This is a genomic window from Streptomyces sp. NPDC046303, from assembly GCF_055588085.1.
Genome location: NZ_JBVJFA010000016.1, coordinates 82,562 through 108,744, shown reverse-complemented (window position 1 = coordinate 108,744; position 26,183 = coordinate 82,562). Strand labels below are relative to the sequence as shown.

The 26,183-nt window shown below is 72.8% G+C and carries 25 protein-coding genes and 5 tRNA genes; 9 read left to right on the top strand and 21 right to left on the bottom strand.

Going from position 1 to position 26,183, the window contains the following annotated elements:
- Positions 1-23: 23 nt before the first annotated feature.
- From ACZ6I1_RS18815 to ACZ6I1_RS18805, 3 genes are read right to left on the bottom strand one after another with little or no spacing between them, the layout of a single operon-like run.
- Entirely contained in the window at positions 24-866 is an 843-nt protein-coding gene (locus tag ACZ6I1_RS18815) for a GNAT family N-acetyltransferase (protein ID WP_469288483.1), read from the bottom strand.
- Positions 867-909: 43 nt separating this feature from the next.
- Positions 910-1,731: an aminotransferase class IV gene (locus tag ACZ6I1_RS18810; protein WP_469288481.1), complete on the bottom strand. Its 822-nt coding sequence runs from the start codon at positions 1,729-1,731 to the stop codon at positions 910-912.
- Positions 1,732-1,745: 14 nt separating this feature from the next.
- On the bottom strand, positions 1,746-2,810 hold the full coding sequence (locus ACZ6I1_RS18805; RefSeq protein WP_469288479.1) for a chorismate-binding protein: 1,065 nt from the start codon (positions 2,808-2,810) through the stop codon (positions 1,746-1,748).
- A gap of 180 nt (positions 2,811-2,990) precedes the next feature.
- On the opposite strand from ACZ6I1_RS18805, the gene ACZ6I1_RS18800 reads away from it, so the two are divergent.
- From ACZ6I1_RS18800 to ACZ6I1_RS18780, 5 genes are all read left to right on the top strand, one after another.
- Positions 2,991-3,063 (top strand) — tRNA-Gly (locus tag ACZ6I1_RS18800).
- 41 nt (positions 3,064-3,104) lie between these two features.
- Positions 3,105-3,178 (top strand) — tRNA-Cys (locus ACZ6I1_RS18795).
- Position 3,179: 1 nt separating this feature from the next.
- Positions 3,180-3,251, top strand: a tRNA-Val gene (locus tag ACZ6I1_RS18790).
- Between the two features lie 19 nt (positions 3,252-3,270).
- Positions 3,271-3,342: transfer RNA gene (locus tag ACZ6I1_RS18785), tRNA-Val, on the top strand.
- A 47-nt stretch (positions 3,343-3,389) separates the two neighbouring features.
- Positions 3,390-3,464 (top strand) — tRNA-Val (locus tag ACZ6I1_RS18780).
- A gap of 49 nt (positions 3,465-3,513) precedes the next feature.
- Here ACZ6I1_RS18780 and ACZ6I1_RS18775 read toward each other — a convergent pair.
- The 4 genes from ACZ6I1_RS18775 to ACZ6I1_RS18760 form a co-directional block, all read right to left on the bottom strand.
- On the bottom strand, positions 3,514-3,825 hold the full coding sequence (locus ACZ6I1_RS18775; protein WP_469288477.1) for a TFIIB-type zinc ribbon-containing protein: 312 nt from the start codon (positions 3,823-3,825) through the stop codon (positions 3,514-3,516).
- Positions 3,826-3,890: 65 nt separating this feature from the next.
- Positions 3,891-4,829, bottom strand: a complete 939-nt coding sequence (locus tag ACZ6I1_RS18770; RefSeq protein WP_469288476.1) for a phosphotransferase family protein — start codon at positions 4,827-4,829, stop codon at positions 3,891-3,893.
- Positions 4,826-5,146 carry a hypothetical protein gene (locus ACZ6I1_RS18765; protein WP_469288474.1) on the bottom strand — a complete coding sequence of 107 codons (321 nt, stop codon included), beginning with the start codon at positions 5,144-5,146 and terminating at the stop codon, positions 4,826-4,828. The genes ACZ6I1_RS18770 and ACZ6I1_RS18765 overlap by 4 nt, the downstream gene beginning before the upstream one ends.
- A 236-nt stretch (positions 5,147-5,382) precedes the next feature.
- Positions 5,383-5,568: a hypothetical protein gene (locus ACZ6I1_RS18760; protein ID WP_469288472.1), complete on the bottom strand. Its 186-nt coding sequence runs from the start codon at positions 5,566-5,568 to the stop codon at positions 5,383-5,385.
- A gap of 551 nt (positions 5,569-6,119) precedes the next feature.
- Between ACZ6I1_RS18760 and ACZ6I1_RS18755 the strand changes: the two genes are divergently transcribed.
- Positions 6,120-7,310, top strand: a complete 1,191-nt coding sequence (locus tag ACZ6I1_RS18755; protein WP_469288470.1) for a serine/threonine-protein kinase — start codon at positions 6,120-6,122, stop codon at positions 7,308-7,310.
- A 15-nt stretch (positions 7,311-7,325) separates the two neighbouring features.
- Here ACZ6I1_RS18755 and ACZ6I1_RS18750 read toward each other — a convergent pair whose 3' ends face one another.
- The 8 genes from ACZ6I1_RS18750 to ACZ6I1_RS18715 form a co-directional block, all read right to left on the bottom strand.
- Positions 7,326-8,144 (bottom strand): TrmH family RNA methyltransferase, encoded by an 819-nt coding sequence (locus tag ACZ6I1_RS18750; protein ID WP_469288468.1) that lies wholly within the window; start codon positions 8,142-8,144, stop codon positions 7,326-7,328.
- A 42-nt stretch (positions 8,145-8,186) separates the two neighbouring features.
- Positions 8,187-9,416 carry a uroporphyrinogen-III C-methyltransferase gene (gene cobA / locus ACZ6I1_RS18745; protein ID WP_469288466.1) on the bottom strand — a complete coding sequence of 410 codons (1,230 nt, stop codon included), beginning with the start codon at positions 9,414-9,416 and terminating at the stop codon, positions 8,187-8,189.
- A gap of 356 nt (positions 9,417-9,772) precedes the next feature.
- Positions 9,773-12,829, bottom strand: a complete 3,057-nt coding sequence (gene cobT, locus ACZ6I1_RS18740; RefSeq protein ID WP_469288464.1) for a nicotinate-nucleotide--dimethylbenzimidazole phosphoribosyltransferase — start codon at positions 12,827-12,829, stop codon at positions 9,773-9,775.
- Positions 12,830-13,104: 275 nt separating this feature from the next.
- Positions 13,105-14,319: a precorrin-6y C5,15-methyltransferase (decarboxylating) subunit CbiE gene (cbiE, locus tag ACZ6I1_RS18735; RefSeq protein WP_469288462.1), complete on the bottom strand. Its 1,215-nt coding sequence runs from the start codon at positions 14,317-14,319 to the stop codon at positions 13,105-13,107.
- A gap of 53 nt (positions 14,320-14,372) precedes the next feature.
- The gene (locus ACZ6I1_RS18730; protein WP_469288460.1) at positions 14,373-15,056 is read right to left on the bottom strand and encodes a GNAT family N-acetyltransferase; all 684 of its coding nucleotides are present in this window, start codon (positions 15,054-15,056) and stop codon (positions 14,373-14,375) included.
- A gap of 169 nt (positions 15,057-15,225) precedes the next feature.
- Positions 15,226-16,086 (bottom strand): MetQ/NlpA family ABC transporter substrate-binding protein, encoded by an 861-nt coding sequence (locus ACZ6I1_RS18725; RefSeq protein ID WP_469288458.1) that lies wholly within the window; start codon positions 16,084-16,086, stop codon positions 15,226-15,228.
- An 89-nt stretch (positions 16,087-16,175) separates the two neighbouring features.
- Positions 16,176-16,844 carry a methionine ABC transporter permease gene (locus tag ACZ6I1_RS18720; RefSeq protein WP_469288456.1) on the bottom strand — a complete coding sequence of 223 codons (669 nt, stop codon included), beginning with the start codon at positions 16,842-16,844 and terminating at the stop codon, positions 16,176-16,178.
- Positions 16,841-17,905 (bottom strand): methionine ABC transporter ATP-binding protein, encoded by a 1,065-nt coding sequence (locus ACZ6I1_RS18715; RefSeq protein ID WP_469288454.1) that lies wholly within the window; start codon positions 17,903-17,905, stop codon positions 16,841-16,843. Before ACZ6I1_RS18715 ends, ACZ6I1_RS18720 begins: the two co-directional genes overlap by 4 nt.
- Before the next feature lie 558 nt (positions 17,906-18,463).
- Between ACZ6I1_RS18715 and ACZ6I1_RS18710 the strand changes: the two genes are divergently transcribed.
- Both ACZ6I1_RS18710 and ACZ6I1_RS18705 read left to right on the top strand, forming a co-directional pair.
- Complete coding sequence (locus tag ACZ6I1_RS18710) at positions 18,464-18,832, top strand: hypothetical protein (protein WP_469288452.1); 369 nt, start codon at positions 18,464-18,466, stop codon at positions 18,830-18,832.
- The gene (locus tag ACZ6I1_RS18705) at positions 18,825-19,241 is read left to right on the top strand and encodes a hypothetical protein (protein ID WP_469288449.1); all 417 of its coding nucleotides are present in this window, start codon (positions 18,825-18,827) and stop codon (positions 19,239-19,241) included. The genes ACZ6I1_RS18710 and ACZ6I1_RS18705 overlap by 8 nt, the downstream gene beginning before the upstream one ends.
- A 43-nt stretch (positions 19,242-19,284) precedes the next feature.
- Here ACZ6I1_RS18705 and ACZ6I1_RS18700 read toward each other — a convergent pair whose 3' ends face one another.
- The 3 genes from ACZ6I1_RS18700 to ACZ6I1_RS18690 all read right to left on the bottom strand — a co-directional run bounded on the left by ACZ6I1_RS18700 (position 19,285) and on the right by ACZ6I1_RS18690 (position 21,641).
- Complete coding sequence (locus ACZ6I1_RS18700; RefSeq protein WP_469288447.1) at positions 19,285-19,791, bottom strand: GNAT family N-acetyltransferase; 507 nt, start codon at positions 19,789-19,791, stop codon at positions 19,285-19,287.
- Between the two features lie 37 nt (positions 19,792-19,828).
- On the bottom strand, positions 19,829-20,398 hold the full coding sequence (locus tag ACZ6I1_RS18695) for a sigma-70 family RNA polymerase sigma factor (RefSeq protein WP_469288445.1): 570 nt from the start codon (positions 20,396-20,398) through the stop codon (positions 19,829-19,831).
- A gap of 73 nt (positions 20,399-20,471) precedes the next feature.
- Positions 20,472-21,641, bottom strand: coding sequence for a glycerophosphodiester phosphodiesterase (locus ACZ6I1_RS18690; protein WP_469288443.1), 1,170 nt, complete (start codon positions 21,639-21,641; stop codon positions 20,472-20,474).
- 272 nt (positions 21,642-21,913) lie between these two features.
- On the opposite strand from ACZ6I1_RS18690, the gene ACZ6I1_RS18685 reads away from it, so the two are divergent.
- Positions 21,914-22,543: a lysophospholipid acyltransferase family protein gene (locus ACZ6I1_RS18685; RefSeq protein ID WP_362297797.1), complete on the top strand. Its 630-nt coding sequence runs from the start codon at positions 21,914-21,916 to the stop codon at positions 22,541-22,543.
- 1 nt (position 22,544) lies between these two features.
- Here ACZ6I1_RS18685 and ACZ6I1_RS18680 read toward each other — a convergent pair whose 3' ends face one another.
- From ACZ6I1_RS18680 to ACZ6I1_RS18670, 3 genes are all read right to left on the bottom strand, one after another.
- Entirely contained in the window at positions 22,545-24,017 is a 1,473-nt protein-coding gene (locus ACZ6I1_RS18680) for a membrane-associated oxidoreductase (RefSeq protein WP_469288441.1), read from the bottom strand.
- Between the two features lie 69 nt (positions 24,018-24,086).
- Positions 24,087-25,631 (bottom strand): MFS transporter, encoded by a 1,545-nt coding sequence (locus tag ACZ6I1_RS18675; protein ID WP_469288439.1) that lies wholly within the window; start codon positions 25,629-25,631, stop codon positions 24,087-24,089.
- Positions 25,628-26,179 carry a TetR/AcrR family transcriptional regulator gene (locus tag ACZ6I1_RS18670; protein WP_469288437.1) on the bottom strand — a complete coding sequence of 184 codons (552 nt, stop codon included), beginning with the start codon at positions 26,177-26,179 and terminating at the stop codon, positions 25,628-25,630. The genes ACZ6I1_RS18675 and ACZ6I1_RS18670 overlap by 4 nt, the downstream gene beginning before the upstream one ends.
- Positions 26,180-26,183: the final 4 nt, after the last annotated feature.

Sequence of the window (26,183 nt, the reverse complement as noted above, 5' to 3'; positions counted from 1 at the left end):
CCACGGACCTCCGTCGGACACCCCTAGAGCAGTTCTTTCCGCGCGTTCACCAGGACGTCCTGGTATCCGAGCGACGCGTAGAGCCGGCGGGCCGGGGTGTTGTCCTCGTGGACGTGCAGGGCCAGCCGGCGGGCGCCCGCGGCCAGGGCGGCGTGCTCGGCCAGCAGCATGAGGGTCCGCCCGTGCCCCTGCCGCCGGTGCTCGGCGGCGACGTCGACGTCCCACACGTACGGGACGGGGCCGAGCCCGGGCACGTCGCGCTCCCCCACCCACAGCGTGCCCCGGATCGCCCCGTCCGGCGCCTGGAGCACGAGAAACGCCGACCCGGGGGTGTCCTGCCCGGCCGGCAGCAGCTCGGCGTGCAGCGCGCGGGACGCGGCCAGGGCCTGTTCGGCGGTCGTGCCGGGGCCGGCGAGGTGCTGGCTGTACTCCGCGACGGCCCGCTCGTGCCAGGCGTCGTACTCGGCCCGGGTCATGGCGCGGGGGCTGCCGCCCGGCGGCAGGGCGGGCGGTTCCGCCGGCAGCTCCTTGACCCGGACCCGGCCGGTCACCCGGTAGCCGAGGGCCTCGGCCATCCGCAGCGCGGGCGCCGCGTCGGCGGGTACCGACACGGCGATGCTCGTGCAGCGCCAGGAGCGCAGCACTTCCTCGGCGGCGAGCACGGCGACCGTGCCGCGTCCGCGCCGCCGGTCCGGTTCGTCGATCCGCAGGTCCCGGATCACACCGACCTCCGGCTGTTCGCCGGAGCGGGTGGCGAGTTCGAGGCTGCCGACGTGCCGGCTGTTGACCCGGACGGCGTACGTCCGTGAACGGGTGCCGTCACTGTGCTGCTGGAGCGGCTGCGCGGGCCGCAGGGTGGTGGTCATCACCTCGTGTTGTACCTGCCCGGCGGCTCCGCGTCACCCGGGTTCACGGATCGAGCCCGGCCCCGGCCTTCGCGTCGAAGATCCGCATGGCCTCGGCGGTGACCGGGCCGGGGGCCATGCCGAGCTCGCGGCCGTCGATCCGCAGGACCGCCTGCACGTCGCGCAGCGACGAGGTCAGGAAGACCTCCTCGGCCTGCTCCAGCACCTCGAAGGGCAGGTCGGTCTCCTTGGCCCCGGCCCACTCGACGACCAGGGCGCGGGTGATGCCGGCCAGGCAGCCCGAGGCCAGGGGCGGGGTGTGCAGTTCTCCGTCGAGCACGACGAAGACGTTGGAGCCGGTGCCCTCGCAGAGCTGTCCCACGGTGTTGGCGAGGAGCGCCTCGGAGGCGCCGGCCCGGTGGGCGGTGGCGAGGGCGACGACGTTCTCGGCGTACGAGGTGGTCTTCAGGCCGGCCACGGCGGAGCGCTCGTTGCGGACCCAGTCCACGCGGACGACGGAGGTGGTGTCGGGGCGGCGGACGGACTCCGCGACGGCGGCGACCAGCGTGGGCGCCGCATCCCCGCGGTCGGAGCCGAGGGGGGAGACGCCACCGGTGTAGGTCACGCGCAGCCGTCCGAACGGCATCGGGTTGGCTTCCAGTACCGCCGCGCACGCGCGGCGCACCTCGTCCAGGTCGGGATCCGGGAGGCCGAGACCGCGCGCCGAGCGGGTCAGCCGCTCGAGGTGGCGGGTGAGCGCGAAGGCCTGTCCGCGCTCCGCCTTGAGCGTCTCGAACACGCCGTCACCCACGGTCAGCCCGTGGTCGAAGACCGACACCTTCGCGTCGTCCACGTCCCGCAGCGCCCCGTCGAGCCAGATCCTCATCCGTGCGGCCCCTCTCATCGTCCCGCTCGTCCTGTTCGTCCTGTCTCATGCGCCCCCGACGCTACCCGCAACAGGCGGGCGGCCTTCAGTTCGGTCTCCGCCCATTCGCGGTCGGGGTCGGAGCCCCAGGTGATGCCCGCGCCGGTGCCGAACAGCAGGCGGGGGCCGCCGGGGGCCTCCCGGTCGATCCAGAAGGTGCGGATGCCGACGGCGAGCTCGGCGGTGCCCCGGTCGGCGTCGACCCAGCCGATGCCCCCGCAGTAGGGGCCGCGCGGGGCGGTCTCCAGGGCCTCGATGATCCGCAGGGCGGAGGATTTGGGCGCCCCGGTGACGGAGCCGGGCGGGAAGGCCGCGGCGAGCAGCTCGGGCCAGCCGGCGCCGTCGGCGAGCTCGCCGCTGACCGTGGACACGAGGTGGACCAGGCCCGGGTGCTCCTCGACGGCGCACAGCTCGGGGACGGTGACGGAGCCGGTGGCGCAGACCCGGCCCAGGTCGTTGCGTACGAGGTCCACGATCATCACGTTCTCGGCGTGGTCCTTGGGGAGCAGGTCGGCGACGGTGCGGCCGGTGCCCTTGATGGGGCCGGAGTCGATGCGGCGGCCGGTGCGGCGCAGGAACAGCTCCGGGGAGGCGGTGGCGATCTCGACTCCGTGGGCGGGGAGCCGAATCGTTCCTGCGTAGGGCGCGGGGTTGCCGCGGGCGAGCAGCGCGGTGAGGGCGTCGACGTCGGCACCGGCCGGATCGGGAAGCGGCGCGGACATCACCCGGCAGAGGTTGGCCTGGTAGACCTCCCCGGCGGCGATGTGCTCGCGGATGCGGCGGACGCCGGCGACGTACGCGGCGCGGTCGAGCGAGGTGGACCACTGGTCGGCGTCGGGGCCCCGCCAGGCGCCGGGTCGCGGCGTGGGGACGGGGTCCGGGCGTATGTCTCCGAAGCGCGCGCAGACGAGCCGCCCTTCGAAGTCGGCGGTCACCGCCCAGAAGCCGGTGGAGTCCAGGGCCGCGGGATCGCTGGTGACGTCTCGGAGGTCGGTCGCGAGGAGGCCGCCGAAGCGGGCCAGGGGAGGCAGGTCGTGCACGGCTGCGAGTCTATGACCGGTGGCGCGAAGGCGCCGGTGAGGTGACGGCGGGGTGACCGCCGGTGATCGAGCGGCAGCACGCTGCGGAAACGCGTTTTTGAGCTGGCCCCGGAATCCGCTAGAGTTCAACACGTCGCCAGGGAGCGAAGGGGGAAAACCCCGGAGCGAGCACGGTGACCTGCGGACGTAGCTCAGTTGGTAGAGCACCACCTTGCCAAGGTGGATGTCGCGAGTTCGAGTCTCGTCGTCCGCTCGAAGTGGGGGATTTCTTCCCGAGAACCCCTGCAGCTCCATGGTGGAGTGGCCGAGAGGCGAGGCAACGGCCTGCAAAGCCGTCTACACGGGTTCAAATCCCGTCTCCACCTCCAAGGACGATTAGCTCAGCGGGAGAGCGCTTCCCTGACACGGAAGAGGTCACTGGTTCAATCCCAGTATCGTCCACTGATCCGCAAGGATCCCCGCGCGATTAGCTCAGCGGGAGAGCGCTTCCCTGACACGGAAGAGGTCACTGGTTCAATCCCAGTATCGCGCACGCAGTACCTGTACCACCTGCTTCACCTGCGGCTTCATGCCGTTCCCGCGCGATTAGCTCAGCGGGAGAGCGCTTCCCTGACACGGAAGAGGTCACTGGTTCAATCCCAGTATCGCGCACCACCCGGAAGCCCCGGCCGTTTCGACGGCCGGGGCTTCCGCGTTCCGGGCATCAGGAGGAGAAGAGCATCCGGCCGAAGCCGCCCTTGCGGTGGCCGTGGTGACCGTGGCCGCCGTGACCGCCGTGGTGCGGGGCGCCCCAGGCAGGGGCCGGGGCCGCGTGCGGTGCCGGGTAGGGGGCCGGGGGCGCGGCGGGCGGGGGTGCCTGGCCGTACTGCTGGGCGGTGTACTGGGACTCCAGACGGGTCAGCGCCTCCAGCTCCCCGTAGTCGAGGAAGATGCCGCGGCAGCCGCTGCACTGCTCGATCTGGACGCCGTTGCGGTGGTAGGTGTGCATCATCGCGTGACACTTCGGACACTGCATGGCCGGATCAACTCCTCGCCGTGGACGCCGTCATCGGATGCATGCCCGATGGCGGAAGACTCACCCTACGCCGGAGGCCCGGACTCCAAGTAGGCCGGGAGAGCGGCGATTCGGGCGCAGGCATCCACCATCAGCCGCTGCTCCTCGTCGAGTCGGCGGCCGCCCCGCGCCGCCTTGGCCAGGGAAAGCGCCGCCGTCTGCACGGTGAGCGCCCGGGCGGCGAGATCGAGTTCCGGCCAGGGGTCGCTGCCGGGCGGACCGGCCGCCGGACCGCCGGCGGACCGGTAGGCATCGAGGAAGCGCAGCCAGGTGGCGGTGTCGAGGAGCCCGGCGGCGTACCAGGCGGCGGGGCGGGCCAGGTCCCAGCCGGGGGCGCCGGCACCGAGGTCGTCGACGTCGATGAGCAGCCAGGCCCCTGCCGGGGCGGGATGCCGCACCAACTGCCCCAGGTGCAGGTCCCCGTGGCACAGCGCCCCGCCGGCCGGCGGCGGCTCCTCCCCGCGCGCCCAGGCGGGCAGGGACCGGGCGGCGGCCCGTACGGCGCGCGCGGCCGCGGGCTCGGGCCGCAGGTGCTCCGCCCGCGCCAGCCGGTCCAGGGCGCGGGCGACCTTGGCCGGTCCGCGCATCGGCGGGAGGGGCGCGGGGAGCACGTCCGCCGGTGTCCGGTGCAGGGCGGCCAGGAGCCGGCCGGCCTCCTCCCAGGGCGCGTTCTCGGGGCGCTCCGGATCGACCGGAGCTCCGTAGGGCCACAGGGAGGCGGGCCTGCCGTGCACGGATCCGGTGCGCAGCGGCGGCAGCAGCACCCCGGCGAGGGCCGGCGTCCCGGCGATGCGCAGCCGGGCGGCGAGGGCCCCGCGGTCGCTGTCCCCGGCGTGGGCCTTGGCCACGGTGTCGCCGTGGCGTACGAGGGTGCCGTCGGGCCGGTCGGCGAGCACCTCGTACGTCCCGGGAGCGCGGCCCGCGCCCCAGGCGGCGAGGGCGGCGGGCAGGGGGCGGCGGGTCACGGCTCGAACGGCTCGTCGCTCCACCGGAACCAGGCCTCCGCCCCGTCGACGTGCAGCAGGAACTCGGCCACCGGGCCGGCGGGCGAGGCGAGGGTGAGCGCCTGCGCGATGCGCTCGCAGGCGGCGTCGAAGGGCTCCTCGTACTCCTCGGCGGCCATCAGGGCGAGGACCTCGTCGAACCAGGGCTTGACCTCGGCGAAGGCCGGCTCGGGCGCGAACCTGCCGTGCAGCCAGGGGAAATCGGCACCGGTGATGGTGATGGTGCCCAGCAGGGCGTCGCGGCGGAGCAGCCGCCAGGTGGTGCCTTCGGGCGTCACGGGCCCTCCCCTCTCGTGGGGCACGAGGGTACGCGCAGGCCGTCGCGGCATGAGCAGCGGTACGAGGAGCGGTGTGAGGCGCGGTGTGAGGCGCGGCATGAAAAAGGGTGCTGCCCGTCCGACTCCCCAGTCGTACGGGCAGCACCCTTCACCTGCCGTCCGTCGTCACGCCCCCGTCCCCACGGGGTGTGACAGGCTGATTTCCCCGGGCCGCTCTCCCGGGTCTGCGGCGCCGCTCAGCGCCCCAGCATCGCGCCCACGGACGACGCCTGCGCCGCCACCTGCTCGAAGCCTCCGAAGAGGAAGAGCAGGACGGCGGCCAGGGGGAGCACCATCGCAGCGGCCACCAGCGGGTGCCGCGTACCGGACTCATGGCCGTTGAACGCGAATGCCTTGCGTCCCTGCCGTGCGACGTCCGCCATGGTCCTCTCCCTGTGGTTGGCAGCGGCGGGCTTGTGACCTCGGGGGACGAGTGCTCCACCCGCCGCTTGTCTTCAACACTAGGCGCGCGGACGGTTCCAGGCCTCATGCCCTCGTACCCCTTCGCGGGCCTCCAGGAGGATGACGGGCCGCGGTCGGTGTACTCCCCTGGGTGGAGACCGCGCCCCCGCTGTCGGGGTCTTCCCGGAGGGGGTCAGCGCAGGGTGGTGACTTCGCTCACTTCCGTCACTCCCTGTTGCCGCGCGTCCGCCAAGGGGGCCGCGGGCGTGATCGACTCGCCGGTGCACGGCCCGCGGGCGCGGACGAACCGGGCACGGGCGGCGGCGATCGCCCAACCCCCTTGTGCGCAGCCCCGATTGATCCATCCGGCCGACCGGGGGTTCGTGCCGGGCCTGGCAGCTGAGGGCCCCTCAAGTGTGCCGCGGCGCACTGACAATCGAATCCCACGGCGAGGGCGCGGCCTCTGAGCGCACATGCCGGATGGTCCGTAAGCTGTGCCACGTCAACAGGACGACCGGTCAGCGGGGTGGACATGGCGATGATGCGGCTCCGGCGCGAGGACCCGCGTGTCGTCGGCTCGTTCAGACTGCACCGACGGCTCGGCGCCGGCGGCATGGGCGTGGTCTACCTGGGCTCGGACCGGCGCGGTCAGCGCGTCGCGCTCAAGGTCATCCGGCCGGATCTGGCCGAGGACCAGGAGTTCCGCTCCCGGTTCGCCCGCGAGGTGTCCGCCGCCCGCCGCATCCGGGGCGGGTGCACCGCACGCCTGGTGGCGGCGGATCTGGAGGCCGAGAGGCCGTGGTTCGCGACCCAGTACGTTCCCGGGCCCTCCCTGCACGACAAGGTGGCCGAGGAAGGCCCCCTGGTGGCCGCGCAGATCGCCGCCATCGGTGCCGCGCTCTCCGAGGGCCTGGTCGCCGTGCACGAGGCGGGGGTCGTCCACCGGGACCTGAAGCCCTCGAACATCCTCCTCTCCCCCAAGGGCCCGCGGATCATCGACTTCGGGATCGCCTGGGCGACCGGAGCGAGCACCCTCACCCATGTGGGGACGGCCGTCGGCTCCCCCGGCTTCCTCGCGCCCGAACAGGTGCGCGGCGCGGCCGTCACCCCGGCCACCGACGTCTTCGCGCTCGGCGCCACCCTCGCCTACGCGGCGACGGCGGACTCGCCCTTCGGGCACGGCAGTTCCGAGGTCATGCTGTACCGGGTGGTGCACGAGGAGCCCCACCTGGTGGGAGTACCGGACGCGTTGGCGCCCCTCGTACGGGCCTGCCTGGCCAAGGATCCCGAGGAGCGGCCCAGCACGCTCCAGCTGTCGATGCGGCTCAAGGAGATCGCGGCCCGCGAGGCGCAGGGCCTGTCCGACGGGCGCCCGCCGGCGCAGCGCGCCCGCGTCGAGCGGCCGACCGGGCGGCTCACGGAGGAGTACGCCGACCAGCGCACGGAGCGTCGCACCGGCGGCGGGGCCGCGCCCCGGCCCCAGGGCGGAGCGCAGAGCGGACCGCACTCGCGGCCCTCGTCCTCCCGCAATCCGCGTACCCCGGGCGGCCCGTCCTCCCGGCCGACGGCGGGGCGTACGGGGGGCCGCCCGGGTCCCCGTACGACGGGGACGGGCCGGCGGCCTTCGCGGCCGGACCCGAAGCTGATGCGGCAGCGGCTGATCGTGTTCGTCGTGGTGACGCTGATCGTGGCCCTGGGCATCGCGGCGGCCCAGAAGTTCTGAGCGGCCCGGGGCCGCTCAGGCGTGGTCGCGGCCCTGGGCCACCGCGTAGAAGGCCACCGCGGCTGCGGCGCCCACGTTCAGCGAGTCCACGCCGTGCGCCATGGGGATGCGCACCCATTCGTCGGCGGCGACCAGTGCCTGCGTGGACAGGCCGTCCCCTTCGGCGCCGAGCATCAGCGCGACCCGCTCCAGGGACTGGGGCGCGGCCACGTCGATGGGCGAGGCCTTCTGGTGCGGGGTGAGGGCCAGCAGCTTGAAGCCGGCCTCGCGGACCGAGTCCAGGCCCTTGGGCCAGGCGTCCAGGCGGGCGTAGGGGACGGAGAACACGGCGCCCATGGAGACCTTCACCGAGCGGCGGTAGAGCGGGTCCGCGCAGTCGGGTGACAGCAGGACCGCGTCCATGCCGAGGGCGGCGGCGCTGCGGAAGATGGCCCCGATGTTGGTGTGGTCGTTGACCGCTTCCATGATGACCACGCGGCGGGTGGTGGTGAGGAGCTCCTCGGCCGTGGGCAGCGGCTTGCGCTGCATGGAGGCGAGGGCGCCGCGGTGCACGTGGTAGCCGGTGACGCGTTCGGCGAGCTCCGGGCTGACGGCGTAGACCGGGGCGGGGAGCTCGTCGATGACGTCGCGCATGACGTCGACCCACTTGGCGGAGAGCAGCATCGAGCGCATCTCGTACCCGGCGTCCTTGGCCCGTCTGATGACCTTCTCGCCCTCGGCGATGAAGAGGCCTTCCTCGGGCTCGCGCCTGCGCCGGAGTTCGACGTCGGTCAGGCCCGTGTAGTCGCGCAGGCGCGGGTCGTCGGGGTCCTCGACGGTGATGAGATCAGCCACAGGGTGATACTGCCTTGTCCTGGGTGCGGTGCCAACGGCCTGTCAGGCGCTGGTACGGGGGAGGGCTCCGGGGTCGAGGACGGTGACGACCTCGCCGATGACGATGACGGCGGGCGGGCGGACCTCCTCGGCACGCACCGTCTCGCCGACCGTGGCGAGGGTCGCGTCCACCCGGCGCTGGGTGGCGGTGGTGCCCTCCTGGATCACGGCGACCGGGGTCCCGGCGGGCTTGCCGTGCCGGACGAGGGCCTCGGCGATCGAGCCGATCTTGTCGACGCCCATCAGGATGACGAGGGTGCCGGTGAGCTTGGCGAGGGAGGCCCAGTCCACGAGGGAGCGCGGGTCGTCGGGGCCGACGTGGCCGCTGACCACGGTGAACTCGTGGGCCACGCCCCGGTGGGTGACGGGGATGCCGACGGCGCTGGGCACCGAGATGGAGCTGGAGATGCCGGGCACGACGGTGCAGGTGATGCCGGCCTCGGCAAGCGCCTGGAGCTCTTCCATGCCGCGGCCGAAGACGTACGGGTCGCCGCCCTTGAGGCGGACCACGGCCTTGCCGGCCTTGGCGTGCTCGATCAGGGCGTTGTTGATGGCCTCCTGGGCCATGTACCGGCCGTACGGGATCTTCGCGGCGTCGATGACCTCGACGTGCGGTGGGAGCTCGGCGAGCAGGTCGCGGGGGCCGAGCCGGTCGGCGATGACGACGTCGGCCTCGGCGAGGAGGCGGCGGCCGCGCACGGTGATGAGGTCGGGGTCGCCCGGTCCGCCGCCGACGAGGGAGACGCCGGGGTTGTGGGGGCGGGCGGCCGTGAGGGAGCCGTCGCGCAGTCCCTCGACGACGGCGTCGCGGACGGCGGCGGAGCGGCGGGGGTCGTTGCCGCTGAGCACGGCGACGGTGACGCCCTCCACCCGGCCGGTGGCCGGGGTCCAGGCGGTGGCGGCCTCGGCGTCGTCGGCGCGGACGCACCAGACCCGCTCGCGGTCGGCCTCGGCGGAGGCGCGGTCGTTGGCCTCGCGGTCCCGGGTGGCGATGAGGGCGTACCAGGCACCGGCGAGGTCGCCGTCCTCGTAGCGGCGGCGCTCCCAGCGGATCTCCCCGGTCTCGGCCATGGCGTCCACGGAGGGGGTGGCGGAGGGCGAGATCAGGAGGACGTCGGCGCCGGCCGCGATGAGCGCGGGCAGGCGGCGCTGGGCGACCTGGCCACCGCCGATGACGACGACGCGGCGGCCCGCGAGTCTGAGGCCGACGGGGTACGCGGGGTGTTCAGCCATGGCGGTGCGGCTCCTGGTGCGGCGGTCGTCGTGTGGCTTGCCGCTGCGGCGTTGGAGCGGCGGTGGTACTGACGTGCGGTTATGTGGTGCGGGTCCACCATACGGCGCGGGCCGGGCGGGGGCGCGGGCCGGGCCGGGCCGGGCCGCTGCGCGGGGCTTCCCGGGGCTCCGCCCCGGACCCCGCGCCTCAAACGCCGGCGGGGCTGGAATTGCGCCGCTACGCGGCAACCCAGCCGCGCCTGGCGGACGGCATCAGCCACATCCAGCCCCGCCGGCGTTTGAGGCGTAGGGGTCCCCCCCGGACGGAGTCTGGGGGAGGGTCTGGGGCGGAGCCCCAGGACGGGGGTCCGCACGGGCTACTTCTCGGTGACGCCCGCGGAGTCGAACGTGGCGACCTCGTGCATCGCGCGGGCCGCGCTCTGGACCAGCGGGAGGGCGAGCAGCGCGCCCGTGCCCTCGCCGAGGCGGAGGTCCAGGTCGACCAGGGGACGCAGGCCCAGCTTGTTCAGGGCGGCCACGTGGCCCGGCTCGGCGCTGCGGTGGCCCGCGATGCACGCCGACAGGGCCTCGGGGGCGATGGCACGGGCCACCAGGGCGGCCGCGCCGGCGCTCACGCCGTCCAGGATGACCGGCGTACGCAGGGAGGCTCCGCCCAGGAGGAGGCCGACGATCGCCGCGTGCTCGAGGCCGCCGATGGCCGCCAGGACGCCGATGGGGTCCGCCGGGTCCGGCTGGTGCAGTTCCAGGGCGCGGCGTACGACGTCGACCTTGCGGGCGTGGGTCTCGTCGTTGATGCCCGTGCCGCGGCCGGTCACCTCGGCCGGGTCGACCCCGGTGAACACCGAGATGAGGGCCGCGGAGACGGTGGTGTTCGCGATGCCCATCTCGCCCGTGAGGAGGGCCTTGTTGCCCGCCGCGACCAGGTCGCGGGCGGTCTCGATGCCGACCTCGATGGCCGCGACGGCTTCCTCGCGGGTCATCGCCGGGCCGACGGAGAGGTCGGCCGTGCCGGGGCGGACCTTGCGCGGGAGCAGGCCGGGGGTGGCGGGCAGGTCGCCCGCGACGCCCACGTCGATCACGCAGACCTCGGCACCGACCTGGTTGGCGAAGGCGTTGCAGACCGCCCCGCCGCCCAGGAAGTTGGCCACCATCTGCGTGGTGACCTCCTGCGGCCACGGGGTGACGCCCTGGGCGTGCACACCGTGGTCACCCGCGAAGATCGCGACGGCGGCGGGCTCCGGGATCGGCGGCGGGCAGACCCGGGACAGGCCGCTGAGCTGCGCAGAGATGATTTCGAGCATGCCCAGGGCCCCGGCGGGCTTGGTCATGCGCTTCTGCCGCTCCCACGCCTCACCGAGCGCCTTCGCGTCGAGCGGGCGGATGCCGGCGACGGTCTCGGAGAGCAGGTCGTGCGGCTCCTCGCCGGGCAGCGCGCGGCGCCCGTACGTCTCCTCGTGCACGACCCAGGACAGCGGGCGGCGCTGTGACCAGCCGGCCTGCGCGAGCTCGGGCTCCTCGGGGAACTCGTCCACGTAACCGACGCACAGGTACGCGACGACTTCCAGGTGCTCCGGCAGGCCGAGCGACCGGACCATCTCGCGCTCGTCGAAGAAGCTGACCCAGCCGACGCCGAGGCCTTCGGCGCGCGCGGCGAGCCAGAGGTTCTCGACGGCGAGGGCCGAGGAGTACGGGGCCATCTGCGGCTGGGTGTGGCGGCCGAGGGTGTGGCGGCCGCCGCGGGTGGGGTCGGCGGTGACGACGATGTTCACCGGGGTGTCGAGGATGGCCTCGATCTTGAGTTCCTTGAACTGCTTCGCCCGGGCCTTGGGGAGGGAGTTCGCGTAGGCCTCGCGCTGGCGCTGGGCGAGCTCGTGCATCGTCCGGCGGGTCTCGGCGGAGCGGATGACGACGAAGTCCCAGGGCTGGGAGTGGCCGACGCTGGGCGCGGTGTGGGCCGCCTCCAGGACGCGGAGCAGCACCTCGTGCGGGATGGGGTCGGTGCGGAAGCCCTTCCGGATGTCGCGGCGCTCGCGCATGACGCGCAGGACGGCCTCGCGCTCGGCGTCGTCGTAGGCCGGAGCCGGGTCGCCTGCGGCGGGCTCGGCCGGTACGGCGGGCTCCGGCTGCGGCTGCGGCTGTGCTTCAGCCTCGGCGGGCGCCGGCTCGGGCTCGGCCACGGCCACGGGCGGTACGGGCTCCGCCGCGGCCAGGGGCTGGGGTTCGGGCTCGGGCTCGACGGCGACCGGCTCGGCGGGGGCGGGCTCGGCGGGGGCGGGCTCGCCCGCGACCGGAACGGCCACGGGCGCGGCCGCCACCGGCTCCGGTGCCACGACCGGCTCGGGCGCGGGCTCGGCGGGCACCACCGCTTCGGCGGGGCCGGGCGCGGGGACGGACTCGGGCTCGGGCTGCGGCTCGGGAGCGGCGGCCGCGACCATCACGGGGGCCGGCACGGGCTCCGGCTCCGGGACGGCCGCCACGACCGGCTCCGGCTCCGGCTCCGGCTCCGGCTCCGCTACCCGTACGGCGACCGGCTGGGGTTCCGCTACCGGTACGGCGACCGGCTGGGGCTCGGGCTGCGCCTCGGGCTCGGGCTGCGCCTCGGGCGCGGGCTGCGCCTCGGGCGCGGGCTGTGCTTCGGGCGCGGGCTGCGCTTCGGCTACCGGCTGTGCTTCGGCTACCGGCTGTGCTTCGGGCGCCGGGGCCGCGGGCGCCTCGACGGCCACCGGCGCCGGCGCCGGCTCCGGCGTCCACGGGGCGCCGGCCTGCGGCGGGATCTCGCTCAGCTGCGGCGCGGGGGCCGCGGGGATGTCCAGGTACTCCGGACCGGTGGTCGGCGGTCCGGCCTGCTGCACGGGGGCGGGCGCCGCGGCGGGACCCCGGTCCGCGAGGGACCGTACGACTCCGCCGGTGGCCTCGGGCACGGGCGGACCCATGTGCAGCGGGCGCCGGACCGGAGCGGCCGGGGCGGCGGCCGGGGCGGGGGCGGCGGGCGGCGGGACGACGAGCCCGCCGAGGTCGAGCGCTCCGGAGTCGCGGCCGCCGGTCTCGTGGGCGCCGGCGCCGTAGGACGGGAACTCGGGGTAGGCGGCGGGCTCGTGGTAGGCCGGGGGCTGCGGGTACGAGGGCTCGGTGCCGTACGGGGCGTCGGCGTAGTGCGGCAGTTCGGCCGGGGGCTCGACGGGGAAGGCGGGGGCCTGCGGGACGACCTGCGGGTCGCTCCACGCGCCCTGGCCGCTCGGCATCAGCAGCAGTTCCTCGTCCTCCGGCTCGGCCGGGTCGTCCACGAGGTCCTGGAAGGCGTAGCCGGCCGGAAGCGGCGGCGGGGGCTGGACGGGAGCGGGGATGCCCTGCTGATCCACCATGCCCGCATTGTCCGGGTGACCCTCGCCCGGGACCTGGCCGGTGTCAGTCATGCGTACCCCTCGCCCATCGGTGTTGCGTCTTCGATCGCCCGGTCGCCCACAGGGCCCGCCGAGCGGAGTGTCCGTGCGGCGTTGCCGTGCGGCGCCCTTGCCTCACGTGCGCCTGCGCGACAACCACTAAGCATTGTCGCGCCCGTTCGCCACCGTGGCGGCCATAACCGCCACGGTCCACTGTGGACTGCGCCACGTCGCGCGTCGTCCGGTGCCGTGATGCCCGAATCGTCCTGGGCAGTACGACGATCGGCCAGCCTACCCCGGTGCTGCCGTCAGCGGGTCACGGGGCGTTCGGCGGCCAGCAGGAAGACGACGGAGCGCGCTTGTTCGGTCCATGTGCGGGTGTCCAGGCCCACGGACTGGAGCAGCGCGCATTCGACGGCGTACCCGTGTTCGGTGAGGGCGCGGCCGATGGCCTCCGCCTCGTCGCGCGTGGAGGCGTGGCTGACGATCCGTTCGGGGCGGCGGTCGGCGACGGCCGCGACGACCGCGGCTCCCCCGCCGCCGACGCGTACGACGTCGGGTTCGGGCAGGTTCTCCAGTACGTGGGGTGCGCGTCCGGCGACGACCTGGAGCTGCACTCCCCGCTTGCGGGCCGCGGCAGTTACGCGTTCACAGGCCTGCGGGTCGGCGTCGACGGCGATGACGGCGGCGCCGAGTGCGGCGGCGTCCACGGCGACGCCGCCGGAGCCCGCTCCGATGTCCCAGACGAGGTCGCCGGTGCGGGGGCCGAGCCGGGCGAGCTGGGCGGCGCGCAGCTGCGCGGACTCCCCTTCCCCGGTGTCCGCCTGGGGCCGGGCCCAGCCGCGGTCGCCGGGGCGGTTCCGGTCGGGGCTCTGGCCGAGCAGCCAGCCCGGTTCGGCGGCCAGGGCCTGTCCGGTGCCTCCGCCGCCGATGACGATGACGACGTTCGGATCGCGCCAGGTGTGGTCGGCGGCCTTGTCGGAGGTGAGCACACTCACCTGTTCCCGGTCGGTGCCGAGTTCCTCGCAGATGACGAAGGTGCGGTGGACTCCCTCGAGGAGCAGCGCGAGTTCGGCGGGGCCGGCGCCGGGCGAGGTGAGGACGGCGACCTTGCCGTGGGCGCGGATGACGTTGACGGCGCGGCGCAGGGTACGGGGGTGGGCGACGACGACCTGGGCGTCGTCCCAGGGCATCCCGGCGCGGGCGAAGGCCGCGGCGACGGAGGACACGGCCGGGACGACCTCGACCTCCAGGCCGTGCTCCGGGGCGCGCAGGGTGCGTACGACGCCGAAGAAGCCGGGGTCGCCGTCGGCGAAGACGACGGCGGTGCCGCGGTGGCCGGCGATGCGGCGGGCGGCGAGGCCGAGGCTGCCGAGGCGGATGCGTTCGGCGGTGGGCGGGACCTCGGGGAGCGCGAGGTGGTGGGCGGCGCCGGCCACCAGGGTCGCGGCCGAGAGCGCGGATCGGGCGGCCGCGGTCAGGGGCGAGCCGTCCCAGCCGATCACCGTGACCCGGTCGGCCATCGTCGTCAGTCTCCTGGTGTGGGCGGGGGGCTGGGCACGGTGAGACTACCTGGTCATCGGGTCAGTTCCCGGTCGGCGCCGTCGGCTCTGTCGACGGAGAACGTCTCGTAGGTGTCATAGGTGTCGTAGCCGTCGTAGTCGCCGTAGCCTTCCGCGTCGTCGAGGTCCTCGGGGACGAGGCTCCAGACGATGACGTCGGTGCGGGTGTCGGTCCAGCTGCCGTCGGCGGACTGGGTGCGCACTATCCAGGCGTTGCGCAGGACTCCCTCGCTGATGCAGCCGATCTTCTGGGCCACCTGCTGGGAGGCGGTGTTGTCGGCGGCGGTGCGCAGTTCGAGGCGTTCGAAGCCCTGGTCGCGGAAGAGCCATCGGGTGACGGCGAGGACGGACTCGCTGGCGTAGCCCTCGCCGCGGGCCCAGGGAGCGGTGACGTAGGCGACCTCGGTGGCCCGGGTGCGCCAGTTGGTGTTCCTGAGGTGGACGATGCCGACGAGGCGCTGGGTGAGGAACTCGGTGACGGCGAAGACGATGCCGCGGCCTTCGGTGCGCTCGGCGTGGGAGACGCGGGTGGCCCAGCCGTGGGCGTCGGCCCGGGTGTAGGGGTGCGGGACCGAGGTCCAGGCGGTGACGCTCTCGTCGTTCATCATCTCCGTGAGCGCGGTGACGTCCTCTTCCTCGAACGGGCGCAGCACCAGCCGGTCCGTGCTGATGGTGACGTCCGGGAAGGTGGTAGTCATGCGCAGCTCCATGCCTGAGACCGTGGTGCGGGACCGTTTGTGCGGGTCGTAGGCCACAGCATGCAGCATCGGCCTGAGGAAGTGCAGGGCCGGGTTGCCCGGAAGCGGGCAGAGCGCGGCCCCGCGCGCCGACAGGTGCGTGCGGGGCCGTCATGCCTGACCGGCCGGCTCAGGAGGCGGGGGTGCCGAAGGCCGGGATGACCGAGCCCTGGTACTTCTCCTCGATGAACTTCTTGACGTCGTCGGAGTTCAGGAGCTTGGCGAGCTTCTGGATCCGCGGGTCGTCCTGCCTGCCGTCCTTGGCCGCGAGGAAGTTCGCGTACGGGTTGCCCTCGGCCTTCTCCAGGATCAGCGCGTCCTTGGCGGGCGAGAGGCTGGCCTCGATGGCGTAGTTGCCGTTGATGACGGCGGCGTCCACGTCGTTCAGGGCGCGCGGGACCGTGGCGGCCTCCAGCTCCTTGAACTCCAGGCCCTTCTTGTCGGTGATGTCGGACAGCTTGGCGCTGGTGCCGACACCCTCCTTGAGGGTGATGAGGTGGTGGGCGGCGAGGAGCTGGAGCGCGCGGCCCTCGTTGGTGGTGTCGTTGGGGACGGCGATGGTCTGGCCGGCCTTGATGTCGGTGAGGGCCTTGGCCTTCTTCGAGTAGAGGCCGAGCGGCTCCAGGTGCACGTTCACGACGGGCACGATGTGCGTGCCGTTCTTCTTGTTGAAGTCGTCGAGGTACGGCTTGTGCTGGAAGTAGTTGCCGTCGACCTGGCCCTGCTCGGTGGCGGTGTTCGGCAGGACGTAGTCCGTGAACTCCTTGACCTCCAGCGTGAGGCCTTCCTTGGCCGCGAGCTTGTCCTTGACGAAGTTCAGGATGTCGGCGTGCGGGCTCGGGGAGGCCGCGATGACGAGCGGCTTGCTCTCGTCGGCGGCGCCGTCGGCCTTGGTGGAGGACGGGTCCGAGGAGCTGCCGCAGGCGGTGAGGCCGAGGGCGAGCGCCGTGGCGGTGGCTGCGAGGGCGGTGAGCTTGGTGTTCTTACGCACGAAGAGTGCCTTTCTTGCATTTACAGGGTGGTGGCCCAAGCACGACAAGTGCGGGCTTTGCGAGGGGGAGGTGTTGTGGGCCCGGGGGCTCAGGCTGTCCGGCCGCGGCGGGCCAGGAGTCGGACCACGCCGTCGCCGATCAGCTGGATCACCGTGACGATGGCGATCAGGACGACGACGGTGGCGACCATGAATCCGGTCTCGAAGCGCTGGAAGCCGTAGGTGATGGCCTTCGAGCCGAGGCCTTCGCCGCCGACGGCGCCGGCCATGGCGGAGTAGCCGACCAGGGTGATCACGGTGGTGGTGACGCCGGCGACCAGGGAGGGCAGGGCCTGGGGAAGGAGCACCTTGCCGACGAGGGTGGGGATGCCGCCGCCCATGGATTCGACGGCCTCGACCAGGCCGTGGTCCACCTCGCGGACGGCGGTCTCGACGAGCCGGGCGAAGAAGGGGATGGCGCCGATGGCGAGCGGGACGATCATGGCGGTGGGGCCGATGAAGGTGCCGACGACCGCGGTGGTGACCGGGATCAGGAAGATCAGCAGGATGATGAACGGCAGCGAGCGGCCTATGTTCACGATCACGCCGAGCACTTTGTTGACGGGCCGGTTCTGCAGGAGGCCGCCCTTGTCGGTGAGGACCAGCAGGATGCCGGCGGGCAGTCCGCCCAGGACGGTCACCAGGGTGGACCACAGCACCATGTAGAGGGTGTCGTAGGTGCCCTGGGTGAGCAGGGGCTGCATTTCGGACCAGGTCACTTCGCACCATCCTTGACCAGCGCGGCCAGTTCGTCGTCGATCGCGTCGGCCTCGTCCGCCTGGTCGACGACGTCGACCTGGAGGCCCTGTTCGCGCAGGAAGCCCACGGGTACGACGTTGTCCTCGAAGCGGCCGGGCAGCTCGATGCGCATGCGGCCGATCTGGCGCCCGGCGACGGTGTCCATCGCGGCGCCGAGGATCGAGATGTCGATGTTGTACGTGCGCGAGAGCTGCGAGATGACCGGCTGGGCGGCGGCTTCGCCGTGGAAGGTGACGTCGACGACCGTGCGGTCGGGGCCGGTGGCGGCGCCGGTGACGGGGAAGAGCTCGCCCGCGAGCTCGGAGCCGGGGGTGGCGAGCAGCTGGGCGACGGTTCCGGACTCGACGATCCTGCCGCGCTTCATCAGGGCGGCCGAGTCGCAGACGGACTTGACCACGTCCATCTCGTGGGTGATGAGCAGGACGGTGAGGCCGAGCTGCTGGTTGAGGTCGCGCAGCAGCTGGAGGATGGAGCGGGTGGTTTCGGGGTCCAGGGCGCTGGTGGCCTCGTCGGACAGCAGCACCTTGGGGTCGCCGGCCAGGGCGCGGGCGATGCCGACGCGCTGCTTCTGTCCGCCGGAAAGCTGGGTGGGGTAGGCCTTGGCCTTGTCGGCGAGGCCGACCAGGTCGAGGAGTTCGAGGGCCTTGCGGGCGCGCTCGCGGCCGGAGACGCCGAGGATCTCCAGGGGCAGCTCGACGTTGCCCTGCACGGTGCGCGAGGACAGCAGGTTGAAGTGCTGGAAGACCATGCCGATGCGGCTGCGGGCCTCGCGCAGTTCCTTGCCGGCGCGGCGGCCGCGGCCCGCGAGGGCGGTGAGGTCGACGCCGTCGACGCTCACGGTGCCGGTGGTGGGGCGCTCGAGCAGGTTCACGCAGCGGATCAGGGAGGATTTGCCGGCGCCGCTCTGGCCGATGACTCCGTAGACCTCGCCCTCGCGGACGTGGAGGTCCACGCCGTCCAGGGCGGTGACCTCGCGGCCACGGGACTGGTAGACCTTCGTGAGGCCCGATGTGGTGATCACAGGATTTCCGTCGCTGTCGAGTGCACGGCGCAGCGGTGTGCCGGGCACGGGGCAAACATCTGGGGGACGCGATACGGGTCGAAACGTCAGGAAGGGACGGCGTCGACGCGTGCGCGGGGCAGGAGCGGTCCGGGGTTGCACGGACGGGCTCGGCCGGTCTCGCTTCGGGGCGCGAGGCGTGCGGAAGGGGCCCTCAGAAGGCGCGCATTCGACACATACAACGAGCACCGGGCGTCATCGTCGCCTCGGTCGCAAGGGTGCGGCTGCTCGTCGTGGTCATGGGCCCCAGTAAAGCAGACATGTCGCTTCACCGATCACGAATGTCCGAATAGCGGACGGAAAGCAGCCACATACCGGACAGGACCGGTCGCCGTCAGCCATCCGTCCCGACGGCTGGATCCCGTAGCCGACCTGCACCGACACGGCCGGCAGGTCCCGAACGGACCACCTCCGCGTCCGGTGCGGCGGCGCAGTGCGGTGTGGTCAAGACCACGGTCCGCACGCCGCCCGCGCAGGGGTGCGCGCATCGAGTCTTTAGGCCCGTAATACCCTCGCTGCATGCTCGACGCCCTGACGGTCGCCATCGGTGTGGCCGCACTCGCCCTCGCCGCCTGGTGCGGACACGCCGCATGGCGGGACCAGCCGACCAAGGACTGGCACTTCATCGGCATGGCCGTGGTGACGGTGCTGGTCCTGGCCCAGCTGGTGACCGGCCTGGTCATGCTGGCCCGGGGCGGGAAGCCCGACGAGGGCGCGGTGATCTTCGTGGCGTACCTGCTGGGCGCCTTCGCGGCGGTACCGGCCGCCGGGATGCTCTCGCTGACCGAGCGGACCAAGTGGGGTTCGGTGACGGTGGCCGCGGGCGCGGTCGTCCTCGCCGTCCTCGAAGTACGGCTCTACGACATCTGGGGAACCACCGGTGCCTGAGACGACGACCGCCACACCCGCCGGGCGCACACGGCTCGTCTCCGGGCCGGGGCTGCTGCTGGTGTGGCTGTACGGGGTGATGGTGGTCGGCGCGGTGTCGCGGTCGGCGTACCAGATCTCCACCGAGTTCGACCGGGCGCCGCTGGCGTACTCGCTGTCCGCCGCGGCCGCCCTGGCCTACGCGTTCATCACGTACTCGCTGGTGCGGGGCGGGGAGACGGCTCGCAAGGCGGCGCTGGGCTGCTGTGCCGCCGAGTTGGCCGGCGTCCTGGCCGTCGGCACGTGGACCGTGGTGCGGCCCGACTCCTTCTCCGACGCGACGGTGTGGTCGCAGTTCGGCATGGGCTACCTGTTCATCCCGGTGATCCTGCCGATCACCGGGATGCTCTGGCTGCGCAAGAGGCGCTAGCGCCGGGCGCCGGCGTCAAGGCGCCCGGCGTCGCCAGCCGGCGTCAGGCGCTGACCGCGAAGTCGGTGGCGTCCTTGGCTTCCTTCTCCAGGATCACCAGCTGCACGCCGTCCGAGGCCGTCCGGCCGCCGACCTGCGTGTAGCCCGCCTTGCGGTAGAGGCGCAGGTTGGACTCGCTCTTGTGCCCGGTGTGCAGGCGGAAGCGCGTGGTGGCGCCGTGGCCGGCCAGGGCCTCCTCGACCGCGCGCAGCAGACGTGCGCCGAGACCGTGACCCTGCAGCCGCGGGTGGACGCACAGCTTGGCGATCTTTCCGGTGCCGTCCTCGTCGACGCTGCCGCGCACGGTGCCCACGACCTCGTCGCCGAGCCGGGCCACCAGGACGGTGTCCGCCGCCAGCTCTGCCTTGAGGGAGTCCAGGGACTGGGTGAGCGGCTGGATGAGGTAGTTGCCGTACAGCTCGGCCTCGCGCTGGAAGGCCAGGTACTGCAGTTTGAAGATCTGCTCAGCGTCCTCGGCAGCCGCCGCCGAAATGGTCACGCTCATGCCCATGTGCGCATGCCTCCCGCTCACCTGGTAGCCCGTTGGTCTACCGCTCCTTTCCCCGCAGGCCAGGAGCCGCAACCTCTGCAGCCAGCATTCTGCGCAGACATCCCAGGCAACGGGAACGGACGGGCCCCAAACTTCCTTGTGAGATACCCAACTCTCCTGCGATTTCACGGTAAGTGAGGTCTCTGGGCGAAAGAAGTGCCTTCATCAGCTCCGGGCAGCGGCCGGGCAATCGGGCGACCGCCGACCGGAGTGCCCGGTTGTCCTCACCGTTCAGGAGGGCGTCCTCCGGTACGCCGGCGGCGTCCGCGGGGGCCGCGCCGGCCGCTCGGTGGCGGCGGCGGCCGTCCACGGGGTGGTGCCGGTGGTCGTAGGGGATCTCGCGGCGCGCCCGGCGCCGGGCGAGCCGGGCCTCGGCGCGCACCGCCCGGCGCAGCCAGCGGGCGCGGCCGGTGGGGTCGGGGTCGCGGGGGCCGCTCTCCAGCAGCCTGACCCAGACGGCTTGTTCCAGGTCGGCCGCCTCGACTCCGGTGCCCGGGGCTTCCGCGGCCGCCTCGGCGGAGAGCAACGGGCCGAGCTTCTCGAAGAGGTCAGCCTTCAGCAGGTCCATGCCGGGCGGGACGTGCGGTGCGTGCCCGGCGGTTTCCCCGCCGGGCGCGTCCCACTCGTACGGGAAGCTCCGCTCAGCGGTTGACGGGGCGTCGGCCCGGGTGGAACGCCTCCGCCGCGAGGAGCCCGGTGTCCGGGTTGTCCGTGAAGATGCCGTCGATGCCCTGCTCGAAGTACGTCCGGAAGGCGGCGAAGGCGTCTCCGTACGCGGCCGGGTCCGTGCCCTTGCGGAAGTCGGCCGGCAGGAAGCTGTTCTCGTTCCGGGCGGTGTAGGGGTGCAGCAGCAGCCCCTGGGCGTGGGCGTCCTTGACCAGGGTGGTCGGGGCGCCGAGCTTGCCGGCCGCGTCGCGCGGGAGGATCAGGTCCATGGTCGGGCCGATGCCCTGGGCGAAGCCGGCGATCCACTTCAGGCCCTCGGGCTTGACCAGGTCGGCGACGGTGCGCGGGTCGTTGGCCTGTTCGAAGTCCCAGGGGCGGGTGCCCGCCGCGGAGAGCAGTACGACGCGGGGCGCCGAGACCAGGCGGGAGAGCCGCTGGATGCTGGAGGGCTCGAAGGACTGGAGGAAGACGGCCGAGTCGTGCCGGTCGCGTCCGTAGCGGCGCAGCAGCTTGGCGAGGGGCTCCTCCAGGCCGAGGCCGAGCGCCCGGAAGTAGCTGGGGTGCTTGGTCTCCACGTGCAGCCAGATCTGCCGGTCGCGCCGCCGGCCTTCCCGGTTGGCCCAGCGCAGGACCTCCTCGAAGGTGGGCACCGCCCACTGGCCGTCGTAGAGGGTGTTGCGCTGCCGGACGGCGGGGATGCGTTCCTTCGCGCGCAGGGTCTTCAGCTCGGCGAGGGTGAAGTCCTCGGTGAACCAGCCGGTGACCGGGACCCCGTCGACGGACTTGGTGGTACGGCGTCCCGCGAACCCGGGATGGTCGGCGACGTCCGTGGTGCCGCCGATCTCGTTCTCGTGGCGGCACACCAGGTGCCCGTCCTTGGTCGGGACGAGGTCCTGCTCGATGACGTCGGCGCCCAGGTCGAGGGCGAGCTGGTAGGAGCCGAGGGTGTGCTCGGGCCGGTAGCCGCTGGCTCCGCGGTGGCCGATCACCGTCGGGTACGGGAGGTCCCGGAACCCTCCCCCGCCGTGCCCGCCGCCGGTGTCGGAGGCGGAGGCGGATCCCGCCGCGAGGCCGGTGATGCCGGTGCCCGCCGCCAGGACCGCCGCGCCGAGGACCGTCCGCCGTGCTGCCCCACCCTGTGTCATGCGTGCCACTTCCCCTCGCGAATACGCCCGAATCGGCGTGCCGATCGTAGGCTGGAAGGGGTTTCCGGGAAGGGTGTCACGTCGGAACACGGCGGAAACGCGCGTCAACACTGCGTATCCGTCGTGTGAACCCGATGTGCGATCAGTCCTGACCCACGAGTATCGTCCTCACCTGCACTACCGCCGCGTGGTGGGTGCGAGAACCGCTTTTCGATGCCGGAGGGCCCACGTTGTTCCGTACGCGCCTCATCAAAGCCACTGTCGGACCGGTCATGCGCCTGATGTTCCGCACCCGTGTGGAGGGCATCGAGAACATCCCGGGCACCGGACCGGTGATTTTGGCGGGCAACCACCTCACGTTCATCGACTCCATGATCCTCCCGCTGGTGTGCGACCGCACGGTGCACTTCATCGGCAAGGACGAGTACGTGACGGGCAAGGGGATCAAGGGCCGGGCGATGGCCTGGTTCTTCACCGGCTCCGGCATGATCCCCGTCGACCGTGACGGGGCGAACGGCGGGGTCGCCGCCCTGATGACCGGCCGCCGGATCCTCGAAGAGGGCAAGATCTTCGGCATCTACCCGGAGGGCACCCGCTCCCCCGACGGCCGGCTCTACCGCGGCCGCACCGGCATCGCCCGGCTGACCCTGATGACGGGCGCCCCGGTGGTCCCGTTCGCGATGATCGGCACCGACAAGCTGCAGCCCGGCGGCGCCGGGATGCCGCGCCCGGGCCGCGTCACCGTGCGCTTCGGCGAGCCGATGGAGTTCTCCCGCTACGAGGGCATGGACCGCGACCGGTACGTGCTGCGCGCGGTCACCGACTCGGTGATGGCCGAGGTCATGCGGCTCTCGGGCCAGGAGTACGTGGACATGTACGCGACGAAGGCGAAGGCGGCCTGACCTACTGCCGCTGGAGTGAGCGGCTGATGCCCGCCGCCGTGGTGGTGGCGAGGATCCAGCCGGTCACGATCAGCAGGTAGGACAGCCACTGGTACCAGCCGCTCGGCGCGTAGGCGGACTCCTGGCCGAAGCTGATGATCGGCACCATCAGGTCGAGCGTGTAGAAGACCGCGTTGAAGTCGGGGGCTTCACCCGCCTTCAGGGCCCGCGGCGGATGCGTGCCGTATGCGGTCGCCCCGGTCAGCAGCAGCGCGAGCAGCCAGCCGACCGCCCGCAGCGGCCGGAAGCCGTAACCGACGGTGACGTCCTGGAGCTTCCCCCACAGCCGGGCGGGCCGCGGCAGGGTGCGGCGGTGCCTTCGCAGTTTGGCGAGCTGGACGGTCCGGGCGGCGGCCTCGTCGCCCGCCGTGCGGTAGGCCGCGGCGAGCTGCTCGTAGGAGTACGGCAGGTAGCCCGACTCCTCGCGCTCCAACGCGGGCAGCCGCTGTTCGGCCGACAGGTGCGGGCTGATCGCCCGGTAGCTGAGCCCGGCCATGCGCACCGTACCCGGCCAGGTCTCGGGCTCCACGTGCAGCAGGTCGAACTGGGAGCGGCGCAGGTTGACCCCGCCCTGGATGGTGTCGCAGTTCCTCAGCCAGAACTCGCCGACGGTGCAGCTGCTGGCCCGCAGGGCCACGCCGCCGGGATTGACGAGCCGGGCGTAGGCGAGGTTGAGCTGCCCCGGTATGCGGGATCCGGTGAGGTTGACCCGGCCGAGCAGCTGTGCGCGCATCGCCCGCATGTCGGTGCCGACGGTCACGGTCTCCGCGTGCAGGGCGGTGCCGCCGGGCGCGTGGAGGGTGGCGTCGTCGAGGTTGATCTGGCCGCCGACGACCGCGCCGTTGATCCGCATCTGGCCGTGTACGGTCAGGTTGAAGGCGATGATGTCGGTTCCGATGGCGGCATGGTTGAGCTGGAGCGGCGCTTCGCCGGCCAGTTCGCCCTCGACCGGGCCGATCACGGCGCCCTGGAGGAAGAGGCCGCCGTCTATCCGGGCGCCCGCGAGGCGCACCGGGCCGCTGATCCGGCAGCAGGACAGCCGCAACACGACCTCGACGCGGACGGTGGAGGCGGTCAGGCCCGGCAGGGACGACTCGGTGAGGACCAGTGCGCGCAACCGTGCCCCGTAGAGCCCTGGTTTGCGTTCGAACCAGCAACCGCGCATCCGCATCGGGACGTCGATCGAGGCGTATTTGAGGTCCAGTTTCCCGGTGACCTTGGCGCCCTTGATCTTGAGGCCGGGGACTTGGCCGGGCTCGCTGGGTCCGCTCAGCAGCAGGGCCATGAGCACCTCGGCGCGCACCGTGCGCTCCGGCCCCCACGAGGCTCCGTCGGCCGCTTCCTCGTCGGGGCTTTCCCGGAAGTCGACGCCTTCCCCGCGCGGGAAGGCCTCCCATACGCGGCGCTCCGCCGGGGTCAGGTCGTTGATCTCCATCGCCGGGATGGTGTCCCGCGCTTCGACGGAATGTCAACTCCGCTCCGAGGAGCCTTCCCTGGCGGGACGTCAGTGCTCGATGCCGTCCTGGAGCCGCTGGCCCTTCAGCAGGAACCAGGCGGCCGCGGCGGTGGCCAGGAGGACGGCCGCGCCCACGCCGGAGGCGAGCCGCAGCCCGTCCACGAAGGCCTCCTGAGCGGCTCCCACCAGCTGCCCGGCGGTGTGCGGGTCCAGTGTCCCGGCCGCTTCGACGGCGCCGCCGAGGGATTCGTGCGCGGCGTCGGCGACGGGTCCGGCGACGGCGGCGGGGGTGGTGAAGCCCTGGTAGACGCCGGTGACGATGGAACCGAGCAGGGCGATGCCGAGGGCGGCGCCGAGTTCGTACGCCGTCTCGGAGACGGCCGAGGCCGAACCGGCCTGCTCCTTGGGCACGCTGGAGAGGATCACGTCGGCGGTGACGGTGAAGGAGAATCCGGCGCCGAGCCCGACGACCAGCAGGGCCGCGCCGATCAGCGGGTAGCCGGTCTCCTTGTGGATCACGGTCAGCACGGCGAGGGCCAGGCCGATGGCGGCGAGTCCGCCGGCGACGACGGAGCGCACCGAGTACCGGCGGGCGTAGCGGCCCGCGAGCAGACCGGTGGCCACCGCGCCGATGGCGGCGGGCAGTTCGGCCAGGCCCGCCTCCAGCGGGTCGCGGCCCTGGACGAGCTGGAGGAACTGGGAGAGGAAGAAGACCAGTCCGGAGAGCCCGAAGACGGTGAGCAGGTCGGCGAGGACCGCACCGGAGAAGCCGCGGTGCTGGAAGAGGCGCATGTCGAGCAGCGGGGACGGCAGGCTGAACTGGCGGCGGACGAAGGCGTACAGGCAGGCCGCGCCTATGACGGCGGCGGCCCAGACGCCCCAGGTCATGCCGTGGGTGGCGACTTCCTTGACGGCGTATACGACGCCGATGACCCCGACGAGGGAGAGGCCGACGCTGAACAGGTCCCAGGGGCCCGCGACCGGGTTCTTGGACTCGGGCAGCAGCTTGATGCCGACGACGACCAGGACGATCATCACGGGGAGGTTGATGAGGAAGACCGATCCCCAGTAGAAGTGCTGGAGCAGGGCTCCGCCGACGACCGGGCCGACGGCCGCGCCGGCCGAGGCGGTGGCGCCCCAGATGCCGATGGCGAGGCTGCGTTCCCTGGGGTCGTGGAAGATGTTGCGGATCAGCGCGAGGGTGGACGGCATCAGGGTCGCGCCGGCCACGCCGAGCAGGGCCCGGGCGACGATCATCATCTCGGGGCTCGTCGCGTAGGCGTTCAGCACCGAGACGGCGCCGAAGGCGGTGGCGCCGACGAGCAGGAGCTTCTTGCGGCCGATGCGGTCGCCGAGGGAGCCCATGGAGACGAGCAGTCCGGCGATGACGAAGGAGTAGATGTCGCCGATCCACAGCAGCTGGGTGCCGGACGGCTTGAGGTCCTCGCTGAGCGAGGGCGTGGCCAGACCGAGTACGGTCGCGTCCACCGCGACCAGCAGGACGGCCAGGACGAGCACGGAGAGCGCGAGCCAGCGCCCGGAGCCCTTCGCCCCCGTCTCCTTCGTCCGGCTCAGCTGCTCGGTTCGGGTCATTGCTCCACACTCCGTCGTGCGCCACCGAGCAACAGCTCGATGATCATGTACTGAAAGTCCTTGGCGGCGACCCGGCCGTCCATGACGGCCCAGGCGCAGGTGCCAATGAGGCCGTAGAGGGCCTCGGTGAGCCAGGCGGGGCTCAGGTCGATCCGGATGTCGCCCTCGGCCTGGCCCCGCCGGAAGAGCGCGCCGACGCGGGCGTCGAGGCGGGCCCATCCCTCGTTGACCTGGTCGCCCTCGAACAGCTGGTTCTCGGTCACGAGGAAGGCCAGCAGCTGCGCGTTGGGTTCGGTCTCGGCGACGAGCCGCTTCAGGGCGTCGACCGCCGTGCCCTCGCCGAGGCGGGCGTTGTCGAAGGCCACCTCGAACTCGCGGATGCCGAGGTCCTCGAGGGCGCGTACGAGGGCGTCGCGCCCGGCGAAATGCCGGTGGAGGGTCGCGCGGCCGATGCCTGCGGCGCGGGCGACCTCGTCCATCGTGGCGGTCGATTTGCGGGAGAGCAGGGCCGCCGCAGCGCGGAGCACCTGGTCACGATCCATGGCCATGAGA

What these genes read in the sequence shown, in the direction of transcription:
- ACZ6I1_RS18760 (WP_469288472.1), bottom strand. Translation starts at nt 5,568, where the DNA reads ATGGCGGACGTCGCACGGCAGGGACGCAAGGCATTCGCGTTCAACGGC.
- ACZ6I1_RS18730 (WP_469288460.1), bottom strand. Translation starts at nt 15,056, where the DNA reads ATGACTACCACCTTCCCGGACGTCACCATCAGCACGGACCGGCTGGTG.
- ACZ6I1_RS18695 (WP_469288445.1), bottom strand. Translation starts at nt 20,398, where the DNA reads ATGGACCTGCTGAAGGCTGACCTCTTCGAGAAGCTCGGCCCGTTGCTC.
- ACZ6I1_RS18755 (WP_469288470.1), top strand. Translation starts at nt 6,120, where the DNA reads ATGGCGATGATGCGGCTCCGGCGCGAGGACCCGCGTGTCGTCGGCTCG.
- ACZ6I1_RS18700 (WP_469288447.1), bottom strand. Translation starts at nt 19,791, where the DNA reads ATGGGCATGAGCGTGACCATTTCGGCGGCGGCTGCCGAGGACGCTGAG.
- cobT (WP_469288464.1), bottom strand. Translation starts at nt 12,829, where the DNA reads ATGACTGACACCGGCCAGGTCCCGGGCGAGGGTCACCCGGACAATGCG.
- ACZ6I1_RS18775 (WP_469288477.1), bottom strand. Translation starts at nt 3,825, where the DNA reads ATGCAGTGTCCGAAGTGTCACGCGATGATGCACACCTACCACCGCAAC.
- ACZ6I1_RS18680 (WP_469288441.1), bottom strand. Translation starts at nt 24,017, where the DNA reads ATGGAGATCAACGACCTGACCCCGGCGGAGCGCCGCGTATGGGAGGCC.
- cobA (WP_469288466.1), bottom strand. Translation starts at nt 9,416, where the DNA reads ATGGCTGAACACCCCGCGTACCCCGTCGGCCTCAGACTCGCGGGCCGC.
- ACZ6I1_RS18710 (WP_469288452.1), top strand. Translation starts at nt 18,464, where the DNA reads ATGCTCGACGCCCTGACGGTCGCCATCGGTGTGGCCGCACTCGCCCTC.
- ACZ6I1_RS18675 (WP_469288439.1), bottom strand. Translation starts at nt 25,631, where the DNA reads ATGACCCGAACCGAGCAGCTGAGCCGGACGAAGGAGACGGGGGCGAAG.
- ACZ6I1_RS18685 (WP_362297797.1), top strand. Translation starts at nt 21,914, where the DNA reads ATGCGCCTGATGTTCCGCACCCGTGTGGAGGGCATCGAGAACATCCCG.
- ACZ6I1_RS18810 (WP_469288481.1), bottom strand. Translation starts at nt 1,731, where the DNA reads ATGAGGATCTGGCTCGACGGGGCGCTGCGGGACGTGGACGACGCGAAG.
- cbiE (WP_469288462.1), bottom strand. Translation starts at nt 14,319, where the DNA reads ATGGCCGACCGGGTCACGGTGATCGGCTGGGACGGCTCGCCCCTGACC.
- ACZ6I1_RS18690 (WP_469288443.1), bottom strand. Translation starts at nt 21,641, where the DNA reads ATGACACAGGGTGGGGCAGCACGGCGGACGGTCCTCGGCGCGGCGGTC.
- ACZ6I1_RS18815 (WP_469288483.1), bottom strand. Translation starts at nt 866, where the DNA reads ATGACCACCACCCTGCGGCCCGCGCAGCCGCTCCAGCAGCACAGTGAC.
- ACZ6I1_RS18670 (WP_469288437.1), bottom strand. Translation starts at nt 26,179, where the DNA reads ATGGCCATGGATCGTGACCAGGTGCTCCGCGCTGCGGCGGCCCTGCTC.